Raw genomic sequence first — 17350 nt, 5'->3', positions numbered from 1 at the left:
TTTTGGGATTATTTTGTTGACTTTCGTCAAATTTGTGCTATTTTCTTAAGCAGAGTTTTAACGGAAGTTATCATACTTACTTGGCTGCCAAAAAGAAAAATTCCGAAATCGAACACAAGGTAGGCGACTACGTAGTCTATCCCATCCATGGAGTTGGAGAGATACTGGAAATCTCCAAGAAGAATATCCTTGGTAAGAAGAAGGATTGCTACGTTCTCGAAATCCAGGGTAGTAAGATGAAGGTTATGATACCTGTTGACAAAGCAGAACAGGTTCGAATCCGCCCTATCATCGATAAAAAAGAGATCAAGAAAGTCATCGCGCTCCTGAAAAAGGACGAAGTCGATACAGAAGAAGACTGGAAGATCCGCTACCAAAATAACCTCAACAAGATCAAATCCGGGTCGATTTATGAGGTCGGAGAAGTCTGCAGAAACCTATTTCGTAGAGCAAATGGAAAAGAGCTCTCCATCATGGAGAGAAAGCTGTACGAAAGCGCCTATAATCTTGTGAAAATGGAAGTTGCTTTAAGCAAAGGTGTTACCCAGGAAGAAGCTGGAAATTTAGTTTCCGACGTGCTCGCTAGCACTCTTTCTCCTGGTGAAAAAAAGTCAGACGAAGAAGAATAAATTCCGCCAAAACTCAAATACAATTAAGGATTTGAGTTATGATTCATCTCTATAAAGTACTCACTTCTCTATTCCTCTCCGGAATTACATTTGCAGTTACTCACAAGCAATCCGCTGACGTCTACTTATCCGGTCCTATAGCCGGAGTCGTTCTGGTAATTTCTTTAATTCTTCTCTATGGAGAATCCAACCTCTTTCCTAAACTCAAAGCCGATGTACTTTTTTGTGCCGGACTTGGGGCTTTACTCGGACTTGCAATCGCATGGTTTGTAGGCGCAGTCGTTCATTTTGAAGAATTGAATACCGCTCTTTACTTCCTTTTCGCGCTCTTTGGAATTCTTTCCGGAATTTCTTTTGCGAAAGAACCAGGTCTTGGAATTTTCGGGGGTGGCGGTGGAGCCGGCGGCGGATTTGGAGTTGGAATCGAAAAAGAAGAAGTTCGAGACAAAATTCTCGATACGTCGGTCGTAATCGACGGGAGAATTTTAGACATCGCGGATACGCATTTCTTAGACGGTCCCCTGATTCTCCCTAACTTCGTTTTGAGAGAGATTCAATTGATCAGCGATTCTTCTGATCCGATCAAAAGAGCCAGAGGGAGAAGAGGTCTCGAGATGTTGAACAAACTTCAACGCAAAGGATCCATCGAAGTAAAAATTACTTATAAAGACTATTCTGATACTCGAGAAGTGGATGCAAAGCTGATCAAATTAGCCAGAGATACCGGCGGGAAGATCGTGACGAACGATTTCAATTTGAACAAAGTTGCCGAACTTCAAGGTGTAAAAGTTCTCAACCTGAATACCCTCGCGAATGCCCTTAAACCGGTCGTTTTACCGGGAGAAGAACTTGGAATCCAAGTAATCAAAGAAGGAAAGGATGAGAATCAAGGCATTGGTTATCTGGAAGACGGAACCATGGTTGTCATTGAAAACGGCGGACATCTGGTTGGGAAAGAGGTCAAAGTGACAGTAACTTCTATCATCCAAACCGCCGCTGGAAAAATGATTTTTACAAAAGCCAACCCGAACGGGGCTGGAGAGAAGGGAAACCGTCAACCGCATTCCTCTTGAATCCAGTTGACTTTCCACTTTATCGTAAAATAATTGAAATAGAATTCCCAAGGAGCAATCAAATGCAGGCCCAGACTCAGGTAAAAGGTTTGAAGGAACTCGGACTCGAACCTACTGAAATTTTCCATAACCTTTCCTATGACGAAATTTATGAGCATGAGAAAAAGAATGGAGAAACCGTAGTATCCAGCAATGGAACCATGATGGTAGATACCGGAATTTTTACCGGTAGATCCCCAAAAGATAAATATTTCGTAGATGAACCTTCTTCTAACGGAAATATTTGGTGGAGTCACATCAACTTTAAAGTATCCGAATCTATCTTTGACGAACTCTATAAAAAATGCGTCAATTACCTGAGCCAGAAGAAGCTCTATGTTTTTGACGGTTTCGCCGGTGCGAACCCAGAAACAAGAATGAGCTTGCGCGTCGTTTCTGAAAAAGCCTGGCAACATCACTTTTGCACGAACATGTTTCTTCGCCCTTCAAAAGAAGAATTGGCCGGCTTAGATCCTGAATTTACGATCATCAATGCCTGCGGCGTGAAGAATGAAGATTTTAAAAAACACGGAATGAATTCCGAAGTTTTTGTGATCTTTCACCTTGCTAAAAAACTCTGTATCATCGGTGGAACCGAATACGGTGGAGAGATGAAGAAAGGTATTTTCTCCGTAATGAACTATAAACTTCCATTGCAAGGCATTCTTAGTATGCATTGTTCTGCGAATGTTGGTAAGGACGGAGATACGGCTCTCTTTTTCGGACTTTCCGGAACTGGAAAGACGACTCTTTCTACGGATCCAAATCGTAAGCTGATCGGTGACGATGAGCACGGTTGGGATAACAACGGGATCTTCAACATTGAAGGCGGTTGTTACGCGAAAGTGATCAACTTAGATCCGAAGACCGAACCGGACATCTACGAAGCAATTCGCAAAGATGCTCTTTTGGAGAACGTGGTTTACGATCCTCAGACAAAAGTTGTAGATTATTCTTCTGCGGCTAAAACCGAGAACACTCGTGTTTCTTATCCGATTTTCCATATCAACAATATACAAGTCCCTTCGAAAGGTGATCATCCGAAGACTATCATTTTCTTAACGTATGATGCGTTTGGAGTTCTTCCTCCTGTCTCCAAGCTGAGCATCGAACAAGCGATGTATCACTTCCTTTCAGGTTATACTGCAAAAGTTGCAGGAACTGAAAGAGGAATCAAAGAACCTACGGCGACTTTCTCCGCATGTTTTGGAGCGGCGTTTATGACTCTTCACCCAACTTCTTATGCTAAGTTGTTAGGTGAAAAGATGAAGAAACACAATGTTAGAGCCTATTTGATGAATACCGGTTTAGTGGGTGGTTCTTATGGCGTTGGAAAACGTATGAATCTTCCATCAACTCGTAAGATCATCGATGAAATTCTCAACGGAAACATCGAGAAGTCCGAGTTTGTAACTCACCCGGTTTTCCAAGTTCAGTATCCAAAAACGATCGACGGTGTAGATAGTTCGATCTTGGATCCGAGAGAAGCTTGGACTGATAAGGGTGCTTATGACGAGACTGCCAAGAAATTGGGAGAAATGTTCATTAAGAACTTTAAACAGTATGCTGAAGGTTCTAAAGACTACGACTTTACCGCTTTCGGCCCAAAAATCTAAATTAGAATTTCTGAATAGAGGAGATCGTCCGATCTCCTCTATAATTCCCGCCCTTTTACCCCACCTTTTGCATTTCTTTACTTAGGCACTGTTTTCTTCTCTAAGCCAAATTGTGTTTAGAATTTCGATAAAAATAGGATGAGCCGACTCCTGTATTTAATCGATGAGAATCGTTTTTTCCAAGTCGGTATATTTTTATTTCTGAATATGCTAATGTAAAGATGTCTCGGTGAATTTTGTTTTGTAGTAGGTCCTACGTTTTTCCGAAAAACTTTTTTCGGCCCCACCCTTGTTGGGTGGAGGAGGCGGGCTCGTGGGAAATAATTGGAGAATTTTTCTATATCACAAAAAAAGTTTTTTTCAATAAGAAATTCAACGCCCATTTGTCGGAATTCCTACAGAAAAAGGATTCTCACCTTTGGTATTCTCATTCTTTAAATCCTAAGTCTCCAGCAGAACTTTCTCTATTCAAATATCATTATGTCTCTTTTAGTTACGAGCTCCTTCTAAAACCAAAGAAAGTAAGAAGAGTAAGCAATTTTAATAAGCTAAGATCGAAATTTGGATAATATCGGGTCTTTTTTAGGGCTTTTCCAGTCCCGGAAATCTCACTTGACAACTTATTGTGCGCTGCATAAAATTGGTCTATTCTCAGTGAAGAAAACAGAGGAAAGAATTATGGAAAAAGAAATAAAGGAAGCGCTTAACTTTGCGATTGGAGCGGCAAAATCCCTCCGCGAGCAAGCTGACAGCATTCTCCTAAAAGTTGAAAAAGAATTCAAAGAACTTGCATCGAAAGGAGCTCAAGATCAATCCGAGGTTGCTACAAATCTCAGAAAATATATCGAAGATGCTCTTCACTCCGTCGAGGGTGTTGCGGGTCAAGTCAACTCTAAGGTAGAGGAAGTCAAATCAAAAGTAGGTCAAGGCGTTTCATCTGCAAAAGCAACTTTGAACGGAACTTCAAAGTCTAAAGCAGACTCTACTGCCCCTAAAAACTAATCGTTTTCCTTCCTGCGTTCTTGAAATGCAGGAAGGATTTTGATCTCTCCAATTCCTCATAAATTCAATTTCAAAAATTTTCCTTTCGTCCAATCGAGTTCTATAGAAAACTCTATACTTGAAAACAGAATCAAAGGTTTTTGTTCTATTTTATTTCTTTCAAGGTGAGTAAATTTAGTATATTCTAAAATTAGAATGTTTTTTTGGAATTTATTTTTCGAAAGAAGTTCTTCGCATCAGATTCTCGTTGAAAACTGAATCCGGATTTTTTCGATTCCTTTAAACGACCTTTTTGAAATCAATACAAGTGATAGAAATTTTAGTTTTCCATCTCGGCGATTAGATCCGGTGTAGATTTTAAATCTAATCTTAGAATTAAGGCTTCTCTCGGAGAAAGTTTTTCTTCTTCCATCGGAATTTCAAAGGACGTATTCATCATCGCTACGTTTTGATCGATTTTTCTTTGAATCAGTTTTTTCAGAGTTCCTTTCTTTTTCTGAAATAATTCTTCTTTGGAAATTCCTAAGTTCATAAATGTTTCTTCGATTAGATCGATCGTCTTGTAATCGGAAGCGATTGCGGAGTATGTAAAAGAATCCAGTTCCATTTCTTCAAGAAGCGCCTCCCAGAGTTTGGCCGTTTTACGTTCCATGTTTCTGCATTCATAACCTTGACAGATGGACGTTCCGTAAAAGGAATAATTCTGACTCAACGGATCTCCGCTAAAAATCGGATGAATCATACAACCGATTCTTTTATCAAAAGCGCCAAGAAAGGGGCAATTATAAGTATGTTCGTCTTTTCGCTTTATGTTTTCTTCTTTTTTCTCCCTGACTTTTCGATACTCGGCCATGGTCCAAGAATTTTTAAAATCGACGGAGGTTTTAAATTCTTTTGTTCTCTCGGAGATGAGATTTCGTATTTCATCCGGACTTAAGTCCAGATTGAATATCCCGCAACAGGAGCCGCAGGAAAAATTACCTTTATCGGGTTGGCAAAGACTCAAAGATTAATGATTCTGTATGGAATTTTTTTCAGTTTTGAATCCGGGAAAACTGAGCTCTAATTCTTTCGTTTCCGGATTTTCTATGACGCTACAGAGCAAAGGAATAATCGTCATTCTATTTTCATTGAATACGATCACCTTTCCTCGAAACTTTTCTATCTGTTCTCCGATATAATCCTGTTTTACGACCGGCGCTACTACGAGAGAAGTCTCGGGTTTGATTCCGCGAAAGAAAAGATGATTGTTAGAATTCGTGGAGACAAGGAAGATGCTGGTCTTTTCCAATTCTTCCAGCTCCATTAGCAAATTCTCATAATAATACTGAAATGAAATCAGATAACCGTCCGCGGAATCTTTTAGAATTTGACCGCGTCTATAAAGTTCTATCCACTGAATCATTTTTTGAATCGTATCTTTATTGATCTGAAGAACTTCCTGAATGTTGCTAATCAAAGGGCTGATTTCTAATTTTTTGAAATCGCTCAAACATTGATATATTAAATCCCACCACTTTTTGATTTCAACGGCGTCATCGGGATTGTTCGGAATATATTTTCCTAAAGAATGATGTTGGTGATCGCTAAAAATAATTCCACCGACGATCTTAGAAAATTCTTCAAAGGAATAAATCAGAGATTGTATGAGTTCAAAAGGTGTTTCCGATTCTTCCTTTTGTTTCTGGGTAAAGCTGTAATACGAAGCCGCAATGTTGGATGGATAGAATTTTGAAATCAGAGAAGGATTGATAATTTTTTGAATCGGCTTTCCTTTCGTAGGATCCGTCATTACCTGTTGGTTTGGGATTCCGTGCAGAGAATAGTTGGTCCAGGTCAAATCGTTTGTATCGAAGATTCTTCTCGCGTATTCTTTTGCTAAGAATAAGGATTCTCCAATACTTCTGTCGCTGAATAAGTAAGAATAAAATTGAATCGTAAAGTCGATCGTATTCTGATTATCGATGATTTCCCAATTGGTTCCGATAAAACTTTTAATCCCTGACATGAGAAACGCGCCGGCAAAGTTGTTCATCAAATCGGAGTTGAGAGTTCTGGACGCGTTTGAATTTGACTGACACGAATTACTAAAAACCAGATCCGTATTGAATCCCGAATTTTTGATTTCTCTTGCTTTCAGAATTTTGCCTTCGGAGATTTGCCATCCGTTTTCCAAAGGATCATCGGAGAAAAAGAGATGTCCCGAGTAGTGAATGATATTCTTTCCTTTAATCAAAGAAAGCAGTTTCAATTTGGTAACTTGTTTCCCGCCGATAAATTCGATTTCAAGTCTTGACGGAGAAACTTTTTCACTCAATACTTTGAAGAGCTGTTCTCCTTCTTTTTGCGCCCACTCCAAATCTTCAGTCGGATCTGCAATGATCAACATTCTTAGTTTTTCTTTTTCTTTATAAGAACCTTGGCTCGATTCTCCTCTTACCGTTTTTCCGATAAAAAATTTATCGGATAAAAAACAGGTTCCATCGTGTAATAGTTCCCACGGAATCACGCCGAGTTTTGGATCGATATTCAAGTGAAGATACTTTTCAGTAGTAAGGCGAAGCTTTTCCTGAATCGAAGCGGGGAAGAATTGATCGTAAAAGGTTTCTCCGAGGATCTTCAATTCGTGAAGAATTTCGGTTTCGAGAGTCTTTTGACTCATTCCTTTCGAGTTTACGGCGTTTGAAACTCTTACTAAATTTTCAATTTCTTTAATATACTCTAAGATGAGATCTTCGTCGATAGTAGACTGAAGGTGAGACTCGGATCCGCTTCCGGACGTATCTAAGATATTAAATACGTTTACCGTCCCGACTCTGTCTATGATCAAGTTTAACATAAATGTGAATCCAAGATCAGATTATAACAATGGAGCGATTTTTCCAGAAATTCTTTTTTTAGAATGAAATAAAAAACAAAAACCTTCACCGCGAGGTTTTGAATCCTTGCAGTGGAGGTTGTATTCGGGAGTTTCTTTTTAAAATTTTAGGCTTCGAGGAGGATAAACAAATCCAAAGATTTGGAATGATTTTTTCCTTGAAATTCTACGGTATATTTTCCTTCTCTCAGTCCTGAGAAATTTGCAATTCCGTCGTTATTGAACTGATTAGAAAGGATAAATCTTGTATCTTTGTAGAGATTTACTCGTTGGAAAGAATCCGCGTCCGGAGATTCGATCTTCACGCTTAGAAACGCAGTTTCCGGAGTTTCCTGGACCAATTGATACGTGAACTTGGAGTTATCGAGAACCTTTTCTTCAAAAACTACGAATTCAGACGGATCTTTTGTTACCACAGATCTCATGGAAGGAGCGTAGTCTACTCTCGTATTGATTTGTAGAGATTCTACCAGACTTTCAAAGATACGGGCGCCGGACTTCCCCAGTTTTACAACGATAGATTCCTTGGACGGAGATTTTCTCGCCAATTCCAGAGTGACATAACGTTTCAAATACTCAGGGACATCTTTCGTCAGGTATCCATTGAGATCCGCCTTTTGCAGATCTATAGCTTCCTGAAACTCAGAATACTTTCCTTGTTGAGCGGCTTGGTTTAAATACGACACAGTAGCAGAATGAATGCCTGCTTGAATCGATTCTTCCATTTGTATGAGCTGGTTCTGCAGATTTATATCTGTTTCCGCATTGCTCGCCTCTCCGTTCAAGAGTGAGAGCAGAAGCTCGTTATTTTGATTCATTTCAGATCCCGAATCCATTTTGGTTCTCCAATAGCTTAAAAAGACGGAATTTTTTAAAAATCCAAATCACTAAAATCTAGCTTTTTCTGAATTTTTTCAATTAAACGTAAAAGAGTGACACTTACGTTTCCTTCCGAAATTCCAATCAAATCGGCAACCTCTCTGTAAGGGGTTCTTGCGAGGAAATGTCCCTTTTTCTTCTTATCCAGAAGCTTTTTACGCTGTTCGTATTTCTTTTTCAATGCGTGCGAAGTCTTATCCACTTCCATTGGTAGAATGGGGGCAATCTTCGCAGTATTCTGCTGTTTTTCTTTGAGATCGAGAATATTCAAATAAAGGGACGTAATTTTGTCCTCCATCCGAATGTTCTCCTCTTCCCGATTGGAAAGATCCGATCTGAGATCGAGAATTTTGTCTTTGAGGGACTGAGCCGTCAGTCCGGTTTTATCTATGAGATATTGAATTTCGTCTTCGTTGAGATTCAGGTAATAGATATAAGAAAGTTTAAAAATGACCCTTTTATCGACGCCGATTTCTTCCAGAGCTTGGTTGAATCGATCCGAGATTTCAACTGCCTCTTCGTGCAATTCGGGACGAGTATCCGGTTCGTCTTCGATGGTGGCGTATTCTTTCCCTTCTTTGCTGATTTTCCCGAGGTTGGTAACTTTCAGTTCTCGTTTGGTTCTTTGCCAATCGATGAGCATATTCCGTAAAACGGAATAAAACCAGGTTCGAAAACTGGATTTTCCACGGAAGCTTCCGAATCTGGAGCCGGTTTTTAGTCTTTCGAAGGCATAGATGAAAAAGTCTCCCGCGTCGTCCTCGCTCAGATGAAAGATCTTCATCGGAAAATTGTAAATATCTTCCGAATAGATTTCGAAAAACTGCTTGAGCGCCTCTTCATCTCCTTCTCCACAACGGGTGACGAGGTCTAGGGTTTTATCTTTTGACAAATTCATTTTGTATGAGTTACTTGCACTAGGTTTAAGTCCGAATGAAAAGATTTCTCTTTATCGTAATCTGGACCGCGTTCCATCTGAGCATGGAAGCGGAAAATAATAAAGTAATAAATTATCTTGTCCCAGTCAAAACCGATCAACTGGAAAACAAAATTACCTCAACGTTTGGAGAATCTCGGGGCGACCATTTTCACAATGGAATGGATATTTCTTCAGTGAATGAGCCGGTTCTTGCGATGGCGGATGGAAAAGTCTTATATAGTCGTTATGCGGAAGATCATCCTTTCGAGGATGAACTCGGGACTGGGAATTCGGTTTGGCTGGATCACGGGGCGGGTAACTTTACGGCCTATTACCATCTAAAGGATGGAAGAATTTCTAAATTATTAAAACCTGATTTGATTAAAGCCGGAGAAAAAATCGGGGTCACGGGAAATTCCGGTCACTCAAGCGGAGCGCACCTCCACTTTGTTGTACTTCGAAAATACGGATTGGAAATTTTGGACCCGCTTAAGTTTCTTTCTCCGATTCCGGATTCCTCCGTTCCCGAAATCTCCAGCCTTCTCGTTCACGTAAATGGAAAGTTTACCAATATAAACGACGGGGACAATATCAACCTCTCCAAAGAATTTCCTTTTACGGTTTCGATCGTGGACGCAGGGGAGAAAAAATCGCAGAGAAGGGGAATCACTAAGGTTCAGTATTTCTTAAACGGAGAAGCTCTTCGTTCTGCGGATTTCGGATCATTGCAATATTCTTTATCTGAATGGAAGAATTCGGACGGTTTTGCGTTTACGAATCTTTATCATAAAGATCAGTATCTAGTCGGAAATCTCAATTTAAAATCAGGTGAGAATACAATCAAAGTTGTCGCCTGGGATTTTCGAGGGAACGTAAACGAGAGAAGTTTTACTTTTTACGTGAGCAGACTTTAGATTCTAACTTCTAAGAATTTTCGAAAGAGTGCCAGCTAATGATTGTTAGGTGGGTTTCGAGAAGAAGGAAAAAGTTTTTTTTGTAAAGCCGACCCTTGTCGGAATTCATTTGTTCCGACAAAAACCTTATTGAAAAAAGCTTGATTCCGGACTTGAAGTCCGTTTGAGATAAAATCACGATGAAATACAGAGTTTGAAAAAAAAGAAAAAATTCTTAACCGACGTTGCCTGCGATTTTACTTTTGTTAATCGGTTTTAGCTGTTCCCCAATGGAATAAAAAACGGATTTATCTCCCAACAAGTCTGCGAGTCTTAGGAAAAGTTCCTGCACCGGTTGAATCGAATACGTGTCGTGCGCTCGAATGACTCTTTTTTCTTCCGAGTCTTCCACGATGTGAAAGAATACGGGAGATTCTCCTTTGTAACAAGCAAGGAGCGCGTAGAGTTTTGGAATCAATTCTTGATCTTCCGTATGTCTTTCTTCCAGACGAAGATGAAGCGACTTTTCCAATCGTTCCTCAATCGTCGCGTCGTCTAAGATTTCGATACTATTGACTTTAATCTGACCACGAAGTTCCGCGTCTCCGATTTCTATCTTATCGAGGTCGCCCTTGATAAAGATCGCCTGATCTTCCTTTATAAAATCCTTATACTTCTGATACGTTCTCGAGAATGCGACGCATTCGATTTCGCCGGTTCTATCTTCCAACTTGAAGTTTGCGAATTCTTCATTGCGTTTGCTTAGTTTTACGTTTTTAGAAGAGATAACTCCGGCTACTTCTACCTTGGTTCCTGATTTGAGATCGTCGAATTTTTCAATCGGAATCGTTCGTAAACTCTGGAGTTGTTTTTCATATTTATCTAATGGATGACCGGAAAGATAAAGTCCCGCGACCGTCTTTTCTCTTTTTAATTTCTCGTCTATTTCCCATTCAAGAGCGTCCTTGGGAAGGTTGAGGGTAAAGGTGCCTTCGTTTCCTCCAAAAAGAGAAAACTGACCTTCGTTTGTTCTTTCCTGTTCTTTTTGAGCAAAGGTAAGAATCGAATCCACCGATTCAAAAAGACATTTTCTCGTAAAACCGAAGGAGTCCAAAGCGCCCGCTTGGATCAAAGCTTCGAATACTTTTTTGTTGATCAGTCTTGTATCGATGTTGAGCGCAAAGTCTTGAATCGATTTGAAACCGCCGGCCTTGGCACGCGCTTGGATGATACTATCGCCCGCGGATTCTCCAACGCCCTTCATCGCAGAAAGACCAAAACGAATCGTAGTATCGTCGATTACGCTAAAGGAAGTTTGGGATTCGGAGACGTCGGGGTTGAGAATTCGAACTCCCATTTCCCGAGCGTTGTTGATATATTTTACGATGTCGGTCGTCTTTCCGTGGTCGGAAGCAAGCAATGCCGTCAAGTATTCGATCGTATAGTTTGCTTTTAAATACGCGGTTTGATACGTAATCATCGCATAGGCTACGGAGTGGGATTTGTTGAATCCGTAACCACCGAATCTTTCCAATTGTTCGAAGATATCTTTGGCGACTTTTTCTTGAGTGCCTTGTTTAACCGCGCCTTCTACGAATTGTCCTTTCAGTTTTTCCATAAGGTCGGCTTTTTTCTTCGCCATTGCCTTACGAAGCATGTCGGAATCACCGACTGAAAATCCTCCGACAACGCGGGAGATACTCATCACCTGTTCCTGATAAACGGGAACACCAAAGGTTTCTTTTAAGATGGGTTCGCAAGCGGGGTGCGGATAGGTAACTTGTTTTTTACCGGATTTACGATCCAAGTATTCGTCCAACATCCCTTCCCCCATCGGACCGGGACGATACAACGCGATCAAGGCTACGATTTCGTCGAAGTTACTGACCTGACTTTTAGCGACTAGATCCGTGATACCCGTGGATTCTAACTGGAAGATTCCCAGGGTGTTTGCTTTTCGAAGAAGAGCATAAGTGTTCTGGTCTTCGTAAGAAATCTCATCCAGGTTGATTCGATTTCCTCTTCTTTGTTCTATGAGTTTGATTGCGTGATCCAGGGTCGTTAAGTTTTTAAGACCCAAGATATCCATCTTGATCAGTCCGATACTTTCCAGATTGTTCTTATCGTATTGAGTTACGATGGATCGAAAACCGGGCCTTTCTTTTTCCGCGACTGTTGAAAGAGGAACTACTTCTTCGAGAGGATAAGGGGAAATTACAACACCGGCGGCGTGTCTTCCCGGTTGACGATAGTTTCCTTCCAATCTTTGAGCGATCGCAAAGATCTTATGATTGATATCGTCCTTTTCGGAAAAGTTTTTGAGCTCCGAAGAAGTGTTGAGCGCTTCTGCGATAGACATTCCCAATTTGTTCGGGAATGCTTTGGTCATATCGTTGGCTTCTCCAAAAGGGAGATTTAAAACTCTCGCTACGTCTTTGAGAGCGGCCTTAGCGGCGAGGGAGTTGAAGGTGATGATCTGTCCGACCCTATCCTCGCCGTAACGTCTGCGGATATAGTTGATCACTTCTTCTCTTCGTTCCACGCAGAAGTCGGTATCGATATCGGGCATGTCCTTACGATCCGGATTTAAGAATCTTTCGAAGAGGAGATTGTGCTGCAGAGGTTCTACGTTTGTGATTCCGAGCGCAAATGCTACGATGGAACCTGCTGCGGAACCTCTTCCGGGGCCGACCGGAATTCCGTTTCTTTTTGCGTAGTTGATATAATCTTGAACGATTAAGAAATAACCCGCGAACTTCATATTCTTGATGGTATTGAGTTCGAATACGACTCGATCTTTGATCACCGGGGTTAGACTTGGATACTTTCTTTCGATTCCTTCCCAGATTAATTTTTCAAGATAAGAATCGGCGTTAAAACCGTCGGGGACCTCGAATTCCGGAAGCAGATAGTTTCCGAACGTAAGTTTAAGATTTACTTTATTACTAATTTCTAATGTGTTATGAAATGCGTCCGGGATTTCGGGAAAAATTCTCGCCATCTCGTCCGGACTCTTAACATAAAATTCACCGTTGAATCCGAATTCCATCGGATCGGTGATTCTTTTCTGCATTCCGATTCTAAGAAGAATATCCTGAGCTTCCTGGTCCGTCTTTTTTAAAAAGTGAGAATCGTTTGTAACGACTAAAGGAATGCCGGTCTTTTTACCGAACTCGTAAATCTGTTTCGCGACGACCATCTGTTCTGGGATTCCGTGATTCTGAATCTCCAAGTAAAAATCTTCCTTGCGAAAGATTTCATGAAGTTTGCCTGCGAGTTGAAAAGATTCATCAATCTTTCCTTCGAGAATCTTACGATTGACTTCGCCTGCGAGACAGGCGGTCAAACAAACGAGGCCCTCGCTGTGTCGATCCAAAAGATCGTAGTCGATTCTCGCCTTTTTATAAAAACCCTCGGTATAAGATTTACTGGAAAGACGTATTAGGTTTTTGTAACCTTCTTCATTTTTTGCAAGAAGGATAAGATGGTATGCGTTTCCATCCGCGATTTTTACCATTTCCGTTTCTTGTTTGCGGTTGGGAGAAACGTAGAATTCGCTTCCAATGATAGGTTTTACGCCTTGTTTTGTAGCCTCGTTATAGAATTCGACGGCTCCGAACATGTTTCCGTGATCGGTCATTGCAACCGAGGTCATGCCCAATTCCTTGACGTGTTGCATGAGCTCTTTGATACGGATCGCTCCGTCAAGCATGGAGTAGTTTGTGTGCAGATGAAGGTGGGCGAAATCCTGCATTGTAAGGGACATAATAGAATTTCGGCGAACGCGACGTCAAGAGTCTAATCATCCGAAATTTATAAGTTAGACCGAATTCTGAAACTTTTTGCTAAGAAGAAATTTCGAGGTCTTCATAGAAAATGGAAGCGCGGATTTTAGGGAAAAATCAGACGGTCAAACGGGTCTTTGAAAAGATTCTCTTCGTTTCATAAAATGGGGGCATTTTTGTTTCCCTTTTTTGGATTTCTAAGAATTTACTTCGTTTTTACTTTCTTAGTTTTGATCATCGGCTTTGTTTGAAAAGAGAATGGAAGAAGAATTTTTCCCTGCGTGTAAATAGTCGTTTTGATCTTTGATCGTTTTGGGATTTGAAGTTCCGTACGAAACGGATTTTCCGATTCAAACGACAAATTGAGAAAAATTGCTTTTATGGATTCGAGAATTTTATCCGTTCTCGCCGGTTTGGATTGAAAGAAGTAGATTATAAAAATTGAATCTATTCTTTTAAGCAGAAAAAAAATCTTCGCTTCGCTCGCGATCTTGTCTTAAATCCGTGTTTTCATTCTTCCGACAAATTTTATCTTTTTGAAAAAAGCTTGCTCCGGACTTTAAGTCCGAAATGGAGTAGTATGTCGGCGGTGTTTATACTTTTACGATTTTGAAAAAATGACCGGCTCTAATCGTTGAAGCCAATTCTTAAAATAGGTTTCTAATTCTTGGGATCGGGGGTGGGAGTTCGCGTGATGAATTTGAAAATCTTTCTGATTTTGAATTTTATCTGCATAGAGCATCTGATTTACTTCCAGGATCGGAGAAAGTTCAATTTCTTCAATGGATTGAATGATTCTTTTGGAAAGATATGAGTTCGCCGTTTTTCGATATTCCATAACGAGCATCATCACGTAACCATCCACGTCTTTTGCCCTCCGGAAATTCGCCTCTAAATCCGAGTCGGATTGAAAGATTGGATGAAGACAAAAGGCTCTCTTTGCAAACTCGCTCGCTCCGATTTCGGAAAGAATTTTTAGTCCTTCGTCAATATGTTGTATCAATGGAACCTTGGATCTAACGGCGGCCTTCCCACCGTAAAATTCACGAATCCATTCGTATTCTTTCGAAGTTATCATTTTTGGTTTGGAAGCGATTCTTTCTAAGAAATTGTCCGAGGGAAGAATTCGGTGGAACACCGCTTCTCGATATTCTACTTGAATTCGGCTTTGGAGCCTATTTCAAGTAGAATTGTATCGGAATTGGAAAACGCGAAAGATTCTTAGGCTTTTGGGGGAAGGGGGCCTAATTTGTCCAAAAGGAGTTGGTTGACTAATTCAGGATCCGCTTTCCCTTTGGAGATCTTCATTACGTAGCCGACAATGGCGCCTAACGCACGGTCTTTTCCGCTTTTGTATTTTGCGACCGCATCTTGATTGTTTGCAATCGCTTCTTCTACGATTCTTTCGATTTCCTTGTCGTCTCTCACGACGAGAAGATTTTTTTCGGTTACGATCGTTTCCGCATCTTTATCGGAAGTTAATAATTCTTCAAAAACGGTTTTTGCGATCTTACCGGAAATTTTTCCGTCCGCGATGAGCTTTACAAGCGCACCGATTCTTTCCGCAGAAACAGAAAATTCTGATATTGTAATGCTTTCTTTGTTTACGATTCCGAGAATTTCGTCTTTCACCCAGTTCGAAGTTCTTTTCGCATCGCCGGAAACCTTCAGGGCGTCTTCAAAGTAATCCGCGATTTCCCTTTCCGCCGTGAGAACTTCAGCGTCGTATTTCGGAAGTCCCAACTTTTCCACAAAACGATTTTTTCTTTCGTTCGGAAGTTCGGGTAGTTTTGTACGAACGTGTTCGACCGTCTCTCTTTGGAGAATGATTACCGGAAGATCGGGATCCGGAAAGTAGCGATAGTCGTGACTCATTTCTTTGGTTCTCATCGTTACGGTTTTGTTCGCGACTGAGTCCCAGAGTTTTGTCTGTTGTTGAAAGGTCTTTCCTTCAAGAGCCATTTCTTTTTGCCATTCTACTTCGTAGTCGATCGCCGCTTTCACGGCTTTGAAAGAATTGAGGTTCTTGATTTCCACTCTTGTTCCGAATTTATCCGATCCCTTCGGACGAATGGAAACATTCGCATCACAACGGAGTGAGCCTTCTTCCATGTTACAATCCGAAACTCGAATGTATTTCAAAACGGACTTTAAAGAATTTAGATAATAGTATGCTTCGTCAGAGGATCTCATATCCGGTTCGGAGACGATCTCGATCAGTGGAGTTCCGGCTCTGTTTAAATCGACATAGGATTGTGGAACGTTCGGATCCGCGGAGTGAATCAACTTTCCTGCGTCTTCTTCCATGTGGATTCTTGTCAAACGCACATAACGTGAAGATTCTTCTCCTTTGATCGTAAAGGTAACGCCGCCGCCCGTGCAGATCGGTTTGTCGAACTGGGAGATTTGATAACCTTTCGGAAGATCCGGATAAAAATAATTCTTTCGATCGAATTTTGTAAAAAGAGTAATGTCGCAGCCGAAAGCAAGACCGGCCATAATCGCTTTTTCCAGAGCCAGTTCGTTGAGAACCGGAAGGGCTCCGGGAAGACCCAAACAAACCGGATTTGTCTGAGAGTTCGGAGGAGCGCCGAACTTGGTAGCGCTGGTCGAAAATATCTTCGATTCCGTATTGAGTTGTGCGTGCACTTCCAGTCCAATGACCGTTTCAAATTCTGCCAACTGTATCTCCTTTTCCGGATTGTCATCCCAAACCGATCGGGGATTCTATCCCTAATCCTTGGAAGACGATCTCTAAATGTAGTCTCGGGAAAGCGGAATCTACGGGCAACGGATTTTTTATGAAACAGATCCTATGTATAGCAAACCAGAAAGGCGGAGTAGGCAAAACGACTACGGCGGTTCACCTTGCCTTTGGTCTTGCACTGAAAGGAGAACGTGTTCTTCTTTTGGATTTGGACGCCCAGGGAAACGCAACTTCGGTTTTCCCTGAAGAAAAGTCGGTTCCTTCTTCTTCCGAAGACGGAAGAGAAAAAAGTTTATATAGAATCTTTCGAGACGGCGGAAATCCTACCGACGTTTTGATTTCTACAAGAATGGAAACGTTGAAACTCGGTCCTTCTCATCCGTCGCTCGCGGAAGTGGATGTGATGCTTTCCGGAAAGATCGACGGATTTTTTCAACTTCGAGATTCTTTGGAAACAATCAAAGATGATTTTGATTATGTCATCATTGATTGTCCTCCGAGTCTTTCCATGATCACATTGAATGCGTTTGTCGCATCGACCGGGTTATTGGTTCCCCTTCAGGTTTCCAAATTTTCCTTGGACGGAATCGAAGCGATCTTAGAAGCTCATAAGAATACGGTGAAACGTTTTAATCCTTCACTGAAAGTTTTAGGAGCGGTTCTAACGATGTTCAATCCAAGGACGACTCTTTCTCAAACCTTAGAACCGATGATCGAACCTTATTTGAAATTATTTTCCTCAAGAATTCCTCCGTCCGTAAGCGTGGAAGAAGCTCATATGTTAAAACAAACTCTTTTTGAATACCAGCCAAAAGGAAAGGCTTCCAAGTGTTATCAAGGTTTAGTAGAAGAGGTTTTGGCTCTTGGCTAAAAAGGATCTCCTAAAACAAGCAGCCGGGGCTCACGTTCGTAAAACCTTGGGAGGAGACA

General features: G+C 41.1%; 13 protein-coding genes. 6 read left to right on the top strand and 7 right to left on the bottom strand.

What is annotated here, in order from left to right; all coding sequences use genetic code 11:
* The first annotated feature begins 80 nt into the window (after nt 1–80).
* The 4 genes from A0128_RS18270 to A0128_RS18250 all read left to right on the top strand — a co-directional run bounded on the left by A0128_RS18270 (nt 81) and on the right by A0128_RS18250 (nt 4359).
* Entirely contained in the window at nt 81–629 is a 549-nt protein-coding gene (locus tag A0128_RS18270) for a CarD family transcriptional regulator (protein WP_069608824.1), read from the top strand.
* A gap of 38 nt (nt 630–667) precedes the next feature.
* Nucleotides 668–1702: a PIN/TRAM domain-containing protein gene (locus A0128_RS18265; protein ID WP_069608823.1), complete on the top strand. Its 1035-nt coding sequence runs from the start codon at nt 668–670 to the stop codon at nt 1700–1702.
* Between the two features lie 62 nt (nt 1703–1764).
* A complete protein-coding gene (gene pckA, locus A0128_RS18260; protein ID WP_069608822.1) occupies nt 1765–3357 on the top strand; it encodes a phosphoenolpyruvate carboxykinase (ATP) in 1593 nt (530 codons plus the stop codon).
* 678 nt (nt 3358–4035) lie between these two features.
* Nucleotides 4036–4359, top strand: a complete 324-nt coding sequence (locus A0128_RS18250) for a phasin-related domain-containing protein (protein ID WP_069608820.1) — start codon at nt 4036–4038, stop codon at nt 4357–4359.
* Between the two features lie 319 nt (nt 4360–4678).
* On the opposite strand, the gene A0128_RS18245 is transcribed toward A0128_RS18250, so the two are convergent.
* The 4 genes from A0128_RS18245 to A0128_RS18230 all read right to left on the bottom strand — a co-directional run bounded on the left by A0128_RS18245 (nt 4679) and on the right by A0128_RS18230 (nt 9014).
* Nucleotides 4679–5365: a YkgJ family cysteine cluster protein gene (locus A0128_RS18245; RefSeq protein WP_069608819.1), complete on the bottom strand. Its 687-nt coding sequence runs from the start codon at nt 5363–5365 to the stop codon at nt 4679–4681.
* A 3-nt stretch (nt 5366–5368) separates the two neighbouring features.
* Entirely contained in the window at nt 5369–7198 is a 1830-nt protein-coding gene (locus tag A0128_RS18240) for a CHAT domain-containing protein (protein ID WP_069608818.1), read from the bottom strand.
* A gap of 146 nt (nt 7199–7344) precedes the next feature.
* Nucleotides 7345–8073, bottom strand: coding sequence for a hypothetical protein (locus A0128_RS18235; protein ID WP_069608817.1), 729 nt, complete (start codon nt 8071–8073; stop codon nt 7345–7347).
* Nucleotides 8074–8108: 35 nt separating this feature from the next.
* Nucleotides 8109–9014 carry an RNA polymerase sigma factor gene (locus tag A0128_RS18230; RefSeq protein ID WP_069608816.1) on the bottom strand — a complete coding sequence of 302 codons (906 nt, stop codon included), beginning with the start codon at nt 9012–9014 and terminating at the stop codon, nt 8109–8111.
* Between the two features lie 35 nt (nt 9015–9049).
* On the opposite strand from A0128_RS18230, the gene A0128_RS18225 reads away from it, so the two are divergent.
* Nucleotides 9050–9949 (top strand): M23 family metallopeptidase, encoded by a 900-nt coding sequence (locus tag A0128_RS18225; protein ID WP_069608815.1) that lies wholly within the window; start codon nt 9050–9052, stop codon nt 9947–9949.
* 214 nt (nt 9950–10163) lie between these two features.
* On the opposite strand, the gene dnaE is transcribed toward A0128_RS18225, so the two are convergent.
* The 3 genes from dnaE to gatB form a co-directional block, all read right to left on the bottom strand.
* Nucleotides 10164–13682 carry a DNA polymerase III subunit alpha gene (gene dnaE, locus A0128_RS18220; protein WP_083244178.1) on the bottom strand — a complete coding sequence of 1173 codons (3519 nt, stop codon included), beginning with the start codon at nt 13680–13682 and terminating at the stop codon, nt 10164–10166.
* A gap of 632 nt (nt 13683–14314) precedes the next feature.
* On the bottom strand, nt 14315–14851 hold the full coding sequence (locus A0128_RS18215) for a hypothetical protein (RefSeq protein WP_069608814.1): 537 nt from the start codon (nt 14849–14851) through the stop codon (nt 14315–14317).
* Nucleotides 14852–14934: 83 nt separating this feature from the next.
* Complete coding sequence (gatB, locus tag A0128_RS18210; RefSeq protein ID WP_069608813.1) at nt 14935–16395, bottom strand: Asp-tRNA(Asn)/Glu-tRNA(Gln) amidotransferase subunit GatB; 1461 nt, start codon at nt 16393–16395, stop codon at nt 14935–14937.
* Nucleotides 16396–16514: 119 nt separating this feature from the next.
* Here gatB and A0128_RS18205 point away from each other — a divergent pair, with 119 nt between their 5' ends.
* Entirely contained in the window at nt 16515–17291 is a 777-nt protein-coding gene (locus tag A0128_RS18205; RefSeq protein ID WP_069608812.1) for a ParA family protein, read from the top strand.
* Nucleotides 17292–17350 lie beyond the last annotated feature (59 nt).

The organism is Leptospira tipperaryensis (assembly GCF_001729245.1).
In the GTDB taxonomy this organism is placed as follows: domain Bacteria; phylum Spirochaetota; class Leptospiria; order Leptospirales; family Leptospiraceae; genus Leptospira; species Leptospira tipperaryensis.
The sequence above is the reverse complement of the archived record's forward strand: the minus strand, read 5'-3'. Positions and strand labels throughout refer to the sequence as shown.

Excerpts from the sequence above, each read along its gene's own strand:
- pckA (WP_069608822.1), top strand. The coding sequence starts at position 1,765 with ATGCAGGCCCAGACTCAGGTAAAAGGTTTGAAGGAACTCGGACTCGAA.
- dnaE (WP_083244178.1), bottom strand. The coding sequence starts at position 13,682 with ATGCAGGATTTCGCCCACCTTCATCTGCACACAAACTACTCCATGCTT.
- A0128_RS18225 (WP_069608815.1), top strand. The coding sequence starts at position 9,050 with ATGAAAAGATTTCTCTTTATCGTAATCTGGACCGCGTTCCATCTGAGC.
- A0128_RS18205 (WP_069608812.1), top strand. The coding sequence starts at position 16,515 with ATGAAACAGATCCTATGTATAGCAAACCAGAAAGGCGGAGTAGGCAAA.
- A0128_RS18250 (WP_069608820.1), top strand. The coding sequence starts at position 4,036 with ATGGAAAAAGAAATAAAGGAAGCGCTTAACTTTGCGATTGGAGCGGCA.
- A0128_RS18265 (WP_069608823.1), top strand. The coding sequence starts at position 668 with ATGATTCATCTCTATAAAGTACTCACTTCTCTATTCCTCTCCGGAATT.
- A0128_RS18240 (WP_069608818.1), bottom strand. The coding sequence starts at position 7,198 with ATGTTAAACTTGATCATAGACAGAGTCGGGACGGTAAACGTATTTAAT.
- A0128_RS18235 (WP_069608817.1), bottom strand. The coding sequence starts at position 8,073 with ATGGATTCGGGATCTGAAATGAATCAAAATAACGAGCTTCTGCTCTCA.
- A0128_RS18230 (WP_069608816.1), bottom strand. The coding sequence starts at position 9,014 with ATGAATTTGTCAAAAGATAAAACCCTAGACCTCGTCACCCGTTGTGGA.